Raw genomic sequence first — 9,156 nt, forward strand, 5'->3', positions numbered from 1 at the left:
AACGGCGTGGCGATTGGCACGGCCGTAGCGCTGGGCAGCGGGCCGGTATGGGCGGGCGTGCTGCAGTGGCTATTTACCCGGCAGGTTCCGCGCCCGGCCTGGTGGCTGGGCACGCTGCTGGCCGTGGGCGGGGGCACACTGATGGTGCTGGGGGGCGGTGCGGACCATGCCGTCAGCCTGCGCGGCACCGTACTGTGCCTGGTGGCGGGCATTAGCTACGCGGCCTACGCGCTGGTCAACCAGCGGCTGGTACGCGCCGCGCCGCCCGCCACGGTGACGCTGTGCACCTTTGCCGCCGCCGCGCTGGTGGCCGTGCCGGTGGCGCTGGCGGTATCCGGGCCGTTCACCGCCACCACTTCGGATCTGCTGGTGGTGGGCTACCTGGGCGTGGTGGCCACCGGGGTGGCGTACTTATTGTTCAGCTACGCGCTGCGCTGGGTGGCCAGCGCCACGGCGGTGACGCTGGCGCTGGCCGAGCCGCTGGTAGCCTTTGGCCTGGCTGTGGCGGTGCTGCACGAGCAGACCACGCTGGGGGCGTGGATCGGGCTGGGCGGTGTGCTGGCAGGCCTGGCGGTGGTGATGGCCGCCGAGGTGCGCCAGCGCTAGGCTTTTTGCGGCTCCAGCATCTTGGTGTACAGCGAGGCTCCGGTCAGGTCTTTCAAGGTGACCGTCATGGCGCGGGTTTTGGCATCGATGTCCACCTGGCCGAAGAACTGGAAACCGCCGTTGGGAGCTGTGTTTTGCACGGGCGGAGCCTTTTGGTAGGCCACTTGCATACCGAAGGTGCCGTCCACCTTGCAGGGGCCAAAGCTGCCCGAATTCAGCGGGCCCGAGACAAATTCCCAGAACGGCGCGAAGTCACTGAACTGGGCCTTGTTGGGGTCGAAGTAGTGGGCGGCGGTGTAGTGCACGTCGGCGGTGAGCCACACCACGTTCTGGATGCCCGCACGCTTGATCTCGCGCAGCAGGCGGGCGATTTCGATCTCGCGGCCCAGGGGCTGGCCGTCGTCGCCGTTGGCAATCGCCTCCCATTTATCGCGGCCTTCGCCGTCTTTGCCGTCGGGCACGTGCAGGCTGATGGGCATGTCGGCGGCAATCACTTTCCACACGGCTTTGGATTGCTTCAGGCCGTCCAGCAGCCAGTCGACTTGCGGGCGGCCCATGAAGGCGCTGTCGGGGGTCTCAGACGTTTGCAGGTTGGCGCTGTTGGCACCGCGGTAGCTGCGCATGTCCACCACAAACATGTCCAGCAGCGGGCCTTGGGGCAGGTAGCGGTAGACGCGCTGGCTCTCGACATCGGCGGTGCGGCGCAGAGGCGCGTATTCGTGGAAGGCCTGGGCACCGTAGGCGGTGAGCAGGGGCATGTTCTTTTGGGTGTAGCGGGCATCGCCGCTGAGGTCTTTGGAGTCCGACCAGTTATTGTTCACCTCGTGGTCGTCCCACTGCCAAATCTGCGGCACGTCGGCGGCCATGCGGCGGATATTGGCATCCAGCAGGTTGTAGCGGTGGCGGCCCCGGAACTCGTTCAGGGTCTCGGCGACCTTGCTGACCTCTTCGGTAACGATGTTGTTCCACAGCGTGCCGTTGGGCAGCGTGACCTGGGCGCTGATGGGGCCGTCGGCGTAGATGGTGTCGCCGCTGTGCAAAAAGAAGTCGGGGTTGACCTTGCGCATCTGCTCGTAGATCGACATGCCGCCCCAGGCTTCGTTGATGCCCCAGCCCTGCCCAGCGGTGTCGCCGCTCCAGGTGAAGCGCACGTCGCGCAAGGCTTTGCTGCCGGCCGCTGCGGGCAGGCGCAGGTGGCCGCGCACCGGCTCGGACAGCACGCGTTCGTTGTGCAGGTCTTGCAGCACCACGCGGTAAAAAATCTCTTGCCCGGCGGGCAGGCTGGCCAGGTCCAGGCGGCCGGTGAAGTCGCTGCCCTCCATCAGATACGGGCCGCGCACGCGGGTGGGATTGGCAAAGCTGGCGGTGGTCGACCAATCGACCCACATGCGGGCCGGGCGGTCGCTGCGCGTCCAGACCATGGCAGCGTCGGCCTTGGGGTCGCCGCTTTGCACGCCCTGGGCCATCTGCGGGCGCATGCGGTCGCGGGTGATGATGGCGGGTGCAGACTGGGCAAAGCTGTGCAGCGGTGCAACGGCGGTAGCGACGGTGGCTCCGGTCAACGCGGTGGTGGCATTCAGGAATGTGCGGCGGTCCATGGCAACTCTCTTTGGTAGTGGATCAAGTGGGGTGGCCGGATTGTGAAAAAACCAGATGTCATGTGTGTGACGCTGGCCTAGAATTTCTATAGAAAATAGGGCTCTAGCGCAGATAGTATCTGCACCAATAGCTACAAAATACGTAGCGACAGATAAAACCGCACCACAGCGCCTCCAGAGCCCCAGTGACGGTTTAACATGCGGACAATCCCGCTTTATTACAAACTCTTACAAGGAGCACCCTATGGACCACGCCCCGACTGCCCCTGGTTCCCGCGCTTCGGTCGCCCGCAAGCTGGCCTTGCTTTCTCTGGCAGGTCTGGCTGTGGTCTTGCTGGCCGTGGCCGTGGCCATCGGCGTAATCGTGCAGCGCAGCACCCACGCCCAGCTGGTCAACACCGTGACCGAGCGGGTGCAAAGCGTGGTGGCAGTGGCCGATGCCTACGACCGCATCAACCGCGAGCTGGTGCAGCGCGCGTTCCGCAGCTTTCGCAATAGCTTTGGCCCCACGCTCAGCCTGGACCCGGCCACCGGCCAGTTGAGCAACGCCGACAAAGTGGTCAACGACGACTTCAGCGCGGTAGACCAGTTCAGCCAGGACACCGGCGGCGTGGCCACAGTGTTTGCCAAAAAAGGCGACGACTTCTTGCGTGTCACCACCTCGCTGAAAAAGCAGGACGGCGCACGCGCCATGGGCACCTTGCTGGACCGTAGCCACCCGGCCTATGCACTGATCCAGTCCGGCCAAAGCTACACCGGCCCGGCGGTGTTGTTTGGCACGCCGTACATGACGCGCTACGAACCCATCAAGGACGCGGCCGGGGCTGTGATTGGCATCTTTTTTGTGGGCAGCGACATCACGCTGCAGCAGGCGGCGCTAGAGAAGCAGGTGACCGAATCCAAGTTTTTTGCCTCGGGCGGTATCTACCTGCTGGACGCGCGCGGCCCGCTCGCCGATGCCAAGTTCAGCATCCACCCCACGGCCAAGGGCAAAAAAGTGCTGGAAGTCTTCCCCCAGGCCGAGCCGTTTCTGACCGCTCTGTCCACCGATACGGACGGCTATGTGCGCAATGCCGCTACGCTGCTGGGCAGCACGCCTACCGACACCTGGGCGGTGATGCGTAAAACCGCTGGGGGCAGCGGCTGGCTGGTGGCCGAGGTGGCCGAGAGCGAAGCCATGGCCGAGTACTGGCGCAACATGAGCGTCATTTGGAGCCTGCTGGCGGCCACCACCGTGCTGCTGGGCGTAGGCCTGTACGTGCTGGTGCGCCGCAGCGTGAGTCTGCCGCTGGCCGAACTGACGGTAGCCGTCACCGCCGTGGCCCATGGCGATTTGACCCGGGCCTTCAGCACCCAGCGTAAGGACGAAATCGGGGCCCTGGTGAACGAGGTGGAAGGCATGCGCCAACGCTACCTGCAAGCTCTGTCGCAGGTGCGCGCCGCCGTGGAAAGCATAGGCACGGCCAGCGCCGAGATCGCCAGCGGCAACCAGGACTTGAGCGTGCGCACCGAGCAGACCGCCAGCAACCTGCAGCGCACCGCCAGCAGCATGGAGGAACTCACCAGCACAGTGCAGCAGTCGGCCGACGCCGCACGCCAGGCCAACCAGTTGGCGGCATCCGCGGCCGCCGTGGCCGCCCGCGGCGGTGCGGTGGTGGGCGAAGTGGTGTCCACCATGACCGATATCAACCACCGCTCCAAAAAGATTGCCGACATCATCGGCGTGATCGACGGCATTGCCTTCCAGACCAATATCCTGGCGCTGAATGCGGCCGTGGAAGCCGCCCGCGCGGGTGAACAGGGGCGTGGCTTTGCGGTGGTGGCCAGCGAAGTGCGCAGCCTGGCCCAGCGCAGCGCCGAGGCCGCCAAAGAGATCAAGACGCTGATTGACGCGTCGGTGGACAAGGTGGAATCCGGCTCCCGGCTGGTGCAAAACGCGGGCACCACCATGGACGAGATTGTCAGCTCGGTGAAGCGGGTGAGCGACACCATTGGCGAGATCACCGCCGCCGCTGCCGAGCAGTCGGACGGCATTGGCGATGTCAACAACACCGTAGGCCAGTTGGACCAGATGACCCAGCAAAACGCCGCCCTGGTCGAACAGTCTGCCGCGGCCGCCGAAAGCCTGCGCGACCAGGCCGAGCGCTTGGCGCAGGCAGTGGCCGTTTTTAAGCTGGCCTAGTACCGCTTTCCCGTCACCAGCAAGGCCAGCCGCATCACCAGCATGGCCACGTACTCCAGGCCGCGCTGGCGCAGCGGCCGGGCGGCGTAGGTGGCCGGGTCCATCGTCTGGCCACCCTCCTCTATCGCCTGCAGCAAACGTTCGCGCAGAGCGGTGGTAAAGGCGGCATCTTCCACCACCACATTGGCTTCGCGGGCCAGCAGCAGGCTCAAGGGGTCCAGGTTGCTGGAGCCCACCGTGGCCCAGTGGCCATCGACCACCGCCACCTTGGCATGCAAAAAGCTGGGCGCGTATTCATGGATCTCCACGCCCGCGCCCAGCAACACGCCGTACACCGGCCGCGCGGCATAGAACTGCATGAAGTATTCGTACTTGCCCTGCAACAGCAATTGCACCCGCACGCCGCGTTCGGCCGCAGCCACCAGGGCCTGGCGCAGGCGAAAGCCGGGGACAAAGTAGGCGTTGGCAATGATGATCTCGTGCCGCGCTGTGCCGATGGCCCGCAGGTAGGCGCGCTCGATCCGGGTACGGCTGCGTAAATTATCACGTAAAACCAGCGCAGCGCTGGTGGACGCTGCGTCGGCAGCTATGGTTTCAGGAGTTGGTGCGCTGCGGGACTTGGCCGACAAAAAGGTCTGTACCGCCTCTTGCAGCTTGTGCTGGCGCAGGTCGCGCACGGCCTGCAACCGCCGCCACAGCACCTGCATGGTGGTGTCGATATGGCCCACGATGGGCCCGGTGATGCGCACCGCAAAATCAAAGCGGGGCGCATCCAGCGCCCCAAAGTTGGGGTCATGGAAGTCGTCCAGGATGTTGATCCCGCCGCAAAACGCCACCGCACCATCCACCACGCAGAGCTTGCGGTGCAGCCGCCGCCAGCGCGTAGGCATCAGCAGGGCCAGCATGTTCACCGGCGAATACACCCGCCACTGCACGCCTGCGGCCGCAAAACGATCGGTCCATTCCTTGGGCAGCGTGCCGGTGCCCAGGCCATCGACCACCACGCAGGTGTGCACCCCGCGCTGGGCGGCGCGCAGCAGCGCCTCGGCCACTTCGGCCCCCGCGCCGGTGCAGTCAAAAATATAGGTTTCCAGCCGCACCGCATGCTGGGCCGCGTCCATGGCGGCCACCAGGGCAGGGAAGAAAGCCCGGCTGCCTTCCAGTAACTCCAGGCTGTGCCCACTGCGCAGGCGGGGACGGGGACGCGGCATGCGGCTCACATTTCAAACTCTGCCACCAGCGGCAGATGGTCCGACATGCGCCACCAAATGCGCCCGCGTGGTACTTCCAGCCCAACCGGTTTCAGGCCGCGGGCGTATACGTAGTCCAGCTGCGCCAGCGGCAGGCGCGACGGGTAAGTGCGCGCGCCGGGCTTGTCAAACGCCTGCATGTGGATGCGGTTCAGCGCGTGGCGCATCTGGCTGCCCCAGTCGTTGAAGTCGCCCGCCACAATCAACGGCGCTTCGGGCGGCACATCGCGGGCGATGTAGGTCGCCAACTGCTGCACCTGGCGCGCCCGACTGGCCGGAATCAGCCCCAGGTGCACCACGATCACGTGGATGGGCACGCCGTGCACCTGTACATGCACATGCAGCAGGCCGCGCTGCTCGAAGCGGTGGTCCGACATGTCCTCGTGCTTGTGCCACACCACCGGCCAGCGCGACAACAAAGCGTTGCCGTGCTCGCCGTGGCGGGTGATGGCATTGGTCTGGTATACCGCCTCGTAGCCTTCGGGGGCCAGGTAGTCGGCCTGCGGTAAATCGGGCCAGTGGGTGAAGTATTTTTGCTCGCTGCGGTTGAGCTTGCGCACCTCTTGCAGGCAAATGATGTCGGCATCCAGTTGCTCGACCGCGTGGCCCAGGTTGTGGATCTCCAGCCGCCGGGTCGGGCCCAGGCCCTGCACGCCTTTGTGGATGTTGTAGGTAGCCACGCGGAGGATTGTCATGGGCAAAAGCGAGGGAGCATCAAAATAGCCTCGGCGTTAGAGGGTGAAAAGCAGGCACGCGCCGCGGCATGGTACGGCAACCATTGGTAGGCCGTGTGCTCGCGTGGGCTCAGCACCACGGGCGTGTTGGCGGGTACCTGCAGGCTGAACAGATGTTCGCGGTTCTGCAGCACGCCCGGCGCATAGCGGTGCCGCCATTGGGGGTAAATGGAGTAAATGTTTTCGAGTTGCCAGTCGCGCAACTGGCTGGTTAATGCGTGGATGCCGGTCTCTTCTGCCACCTCGCGGACGGCAGTGGCGCGAAAATCTTCGTCCGGCGTGTCTTTGCTGCCAGTGACAGATTGCCAGAATTCGTCGGCATCGGCCCGGCGGATCAGCAGCACGTCCAGTGCCGCAGTGTGGACCACCACCAGCACCGACTCGGGGATTTTGAACCGGCTCAACTGTGATGGGCCAAGAACTGGTCGAGCTCGCTGCGGTCGGGCCCGTTGCCCACGCCACCGGTGCGCTTGCATTTCAGCGCCGCTGCCGCCGCCGCAAACCGGATCGCATCGCGGTCACTATGCTTCTGCGCCAAAGCCAGCGCCAGCGCCGCATGGAACACATCGCCCGCGCCATTGGTGTCTATCGCCTTCACCGGAAATGCATCGACGCTGTGCAATACGCCGTCGCGCCGCATCCAGCGCACGCCGCGCGGGCCCAGGGTGACCACCGCCACGTGGGTACCGGCATCCAGCGCGCATTGCAAGGCAGATTCAATCGATACGCCCGGTGCAAACGCCATCAGGCCGGATTCGGAAAACACCGACCAGTCGGCCAGTGCGCTGAGGGCTTGCAAATCCGCCTGGGGCGACAAATCGCCGTCCAGCACGCTGAGTACGCCGTTCAAACGTGTCCAGTGCAAGGCCGCCAGGGAGCCGGCCATCCAGCGCGGATCGACCATCACCACATCAGAGCCCTGCAGGCCAGCCACGTCCATCGGCAACGCGTTACGCAATGCATCGCCCCGGCAATTGAAGATCTGCCGCTCGCCATGCGCATCGATCACCACCGCCGAGATCGACGAGCTTGCCCCCGGTACCCGTTGCAGCCCCGCGCAGTCCACCCCCAGGCCCTGCACCCGCCGCGCCAGAAACTGCCCGGCCTCGTCATCGCCCACGGCCCCAAACAGCCCTACCCGCGCGCCCAACCGGGTGGCCGCAATCGCCGCATTGGCCGCCATGCCGCCCGACACCATGCGGTACTGCTGGGCCGGGGTTTTGGTCGGCTGGTGCGGAAACGCCGCAATGTCAAAACAATGGTCCAAGGCCGCGTGGCCCACCGTGCTAATACGTGGTCCCACCTCAGGAGCATTCACGCTACTACTGGTCCCCAAAATCTCACCCATAGCGCCTCTCTGTAGTCCACGGCCGTGTGCGCCACCCCGGGCCCACGTTGTCAACGCATTGTGGCGCAAGCACTGCCACGTCCAAAGAGCCCAGCGTGAATAGCTTATAAAAATATGAATGAGAATAGCCCCTAGCGCTTATAAAAACTGCGTGGACCGCTATGAAATTAAGAGTAACCGCGGAGATTTCATCCACTTCCATGCCACAAGCCAGTGCAGCAGCCTTAAAACGCGACTATTTAGTGCATAATAGTGGGCTTGCCACAGCGGATTATTTCGCTGCAACGGCACCCGTTTTTAAAGTGGGTTCTTAGCTCAGTTGGTAGAGCAGCGGACTCTTAATCCGTAGGTCGACAGTTCGAATCTGTCAGGACCCACCACTTTTAAGCCTTATGGGCACAGTAAAGCCTGCTACTTAATTCGTAGCAGGCTTTTTTGTTTGCCGTATGAAATAGCTTTCTTATGACGATCCACGTCGCGATGCAGAGTTCGTAGATCGCAGCGTCACTTTTTCGCGACTCCGGTCAGACCTTCGCCGCAAATACCTTAAGCCTGCGCACAATTTCCGCGTCAGATTGACCGTCCTGGCTTTTGAGGAGGCTCAAACCACTGAGAAAACGGTGGGTCTCGGACTTACACCTAATTTTCGACCCGGTAGGGCAGGCTGTACGTGGCCTTTGTGATCGACGTGTAAGTCCGGCGCATCTTATGCTGGCGGATGAGCAGTTCGATACGCACGGACTTCGTATTGGACGCGTTGGAGCAGGCGCTGTACGCCAGACAGCCCGAGCGTGATGGAACCCAGACTCATCACTCGGACAGAGGATCGCAATACGTCGGCATCCGCTATAGCGAGAGACAGGCCGAAGCCAACATTGCACCCTCGCTGGGAAGTAAGGGCTACAGCTCAGGCAACGTTTTGGCCGATACGATCAATGGCCGGTACAAGGCCGAGCTGATCCATCCTCGCACACCTTGGAAGACCAAGGAGTCGGTGGAGCTGGTCACCCTGAAATGGGTGGCCTGGTTCAACCACCAGAGATTGCTTGAACCTATCGGGTATATCCCGCCTGCAGAAGCTGAGGCAAACGGCTACCGGCAACTCGCCAATGGGGCCTCCGCGGTGGTGGCCTGACTTAACCCAACGGGCTTCCACGAAACCGGGGGCGGTTCACCATAGCTTAAAACGTGATGGGCAAGCCGCTATTGCAGCTCTCAGAAGCCGCATCGGCCAGCCTTTGCGCCGCCACGCCGTCGGCCACCGTGGTTTTGAACGGCGTGCCGTTTTGCAGGCAGTCAAAGAAGTGCGCAATTTCCAGCTTGTAGGCCGCCGCGTAGCGTTGCAGGAAGAAGGCTTCGGGCTTGTCGGCGCGGATACCGTTGGCATCCCACTGCACCACTTCGGTGGGGGTGTGGTTGCCGCATTGCAGCAGACCGG

General features: G+C 63.7%; 8 protein-coding genes, 1 tRNA gene and 1 pseudogene. 4 read left to right on the top strand and 6 right to left on the bottom strand.

Annotated elements, in window-relative coordinates:
• Positions 1–606 (top strand): EamA family transporter (locus ABI213_RS18720; RefSeq protein WP_348028211.1); only part of this gene is annotated, 606 nt, incomplete at its 5' end.
• Here ABI213_RS18720 and ABI213_RS18725 read toward each other — a convergent pair.
• The gene (locus tag ABI213_RS18725) at positions 603–2,204 is read right to left on the bottom strand and encodes an alkaline phosphatase D family protein (RefSeq protein WP_348005839.1); all 1,602 of its coding nucleotides are present in this window, start codon (positions 2,202–2,204) and stop codon (positions 603–605) included. The genes ABI213_RS18720 and ABI213_RS18725 overlap by 4 nt on opposite strands.
• Before the next feature lie 244 nt (positions 2,205–2,448).
• Between ABI213_RS18725 and ABI213_RS18730 the strand changes: the two genes are divergently transcribed.
• Positions 2,449–4,386, top strand: coding sequence for a Cache 3/Cache 2 fusion domain-containing protein (locus ABI213_RS18730; protein ID WP_348028213.1), 1,938 nt, complete (start codon positions 2,449–2,451; stop codon positions 4,384–4,386).
• On the opposite strand, the gene clsB is transcribed toward ABI213_RS18730, so the two are convergent.
• From clsB to ABI213_RS18750, 4 genes are read right to left on the bottom strand one after another with little or no spacing between them, the layout of a single operon-like run.
• Positions 4,383–5,597 carry a cardiolipin synthase ClsB gene (gene clsB / locus ABI213_RS18735; protein WP_348006923.1) on the bottom strand — a complete coding sequence of 405 codons (1,215 nt, stop codon included), beginning with the start codon at positions 5,595–5,597 and terminating at the stop codon, positions 4,383–4,385. The two genes, ABI213_RS18730 and clsB, sit on opposite strands and share 4 nt — an antisense overlap.
• Before the next feature lie 5 nt (positions 5,598–5,602).
• Positions 5,603–6,331, bottom strand: a complete 729-nt coding sequence (locus ABI213_RS18740) for an endonuclease/exonuclease/phosphatase family protein (RefSeq protein ID WP_348006922.1) — start codon at positions 6,329–6,331, stop codon at positions 5,603–5,605.
• Complete coding sequence (gene nudB / locus ABI213_RS18745; RefSeq protein ID WP_348006921.1) at positions 6,328–6,774, bottom strand: dihydroneopterin triphosphate diphosphatase; 447 nt, start codon at positions 6,772–6,774, stop codon at positions 6,328–6,330. Before nudB ends, ABI213_RS18740 begins: the two co-directional genes overlap by 4 nt.
• Positions 6,771–7,673 carry a PfkB family carbohydrate kinase gene (locus tag ABI213_RS18750; protein ID WP_348006920.1) on the bottom strand — a complete coding sequence of 301 codons (903 nt, stop codon included), beginning with the start codon at positions 7,671–7,673 and terminating at the stop codon, positions 6,771–6,773. Before ABI213_RS18750 ends, nudB begins: the two co-directional genes overlap by 4 nt.
• 349 nt (positions 7,674–8,022) lie before the next feature.
• Here ABI213_RS18750 and ABI213_RS18755 point away from each other — a divergent pair.
• Together ABI213_RS18755 and ABI213_RS18760 are read left to right on the top strand one after the other, a co-directional pair.
• Positions 8,023–8,098, top strand: a tRNA-Lys gene (locus ABI213_RS18755).
• 254 nt (positions 8,099–8,352) lie between these two features.
• A pseudogene (locus tag ABI213_RS18760) lies at positions 8,353–8,853 on the top strand (DDE-type integrase/transposase/recombinase); the annotation flags it as partial.
• 46 nt (positions 8,854–8,899) lie between these two features.
• On the opposite strand, the gene ABI213_RS18765 reads toward ABI213_RS18760, so the two are convergent.
• The coding region (locus ABI213_RS18765; RefSeq protein ID WP_348028215.1) for a Gfo/Idh/MocA family oxidoreductase at positions 8,900–9,156 on the bottom strand (257 nt) is incomplete at its 5' end.

The sequence above is a fragment of the Rhodoferax sp. genome, assembly GCF_039922535.1.
Classification (GTDB): Bacteria; Pseudomonadota; Gammaproteobacteria; order Burkholderiales; family Burkholderiaceae_C; genus Rhodoferax_B.

Bases quoted from the DNA above. Each gene is read 5' to 3' on its own strand.
- ABI213_RS18740 (WP_348006922.1), bottom strand. From the start codon at position 6,331: ATGACAATCCTCCGCGTGGCTACCTACAACATCCACAAAGGCGTGCAG.
- ABI213_RS18725 (WP_348005839.1), bottom strand. From the start codon at position 2,204: ATGGACCGCCGCACATTCCTGAATGCCACCACCGCGTTGACCGGAGCC.
- ABI213_RS18730 (WP_348028213.1), top strand. From the start codon at position 2,449: ATGGACCACGCCCCGACTGCCCCTGGTTCCCGCGCTTCGGTCGCCCGC.
- clsB (WP_348006923.1), bottom strand. From the start codon at position 5,597: ATGCCGCGTCCCCGTCCCCGCCTGCGCAGTGGGCACAGCCTGGAGTTA.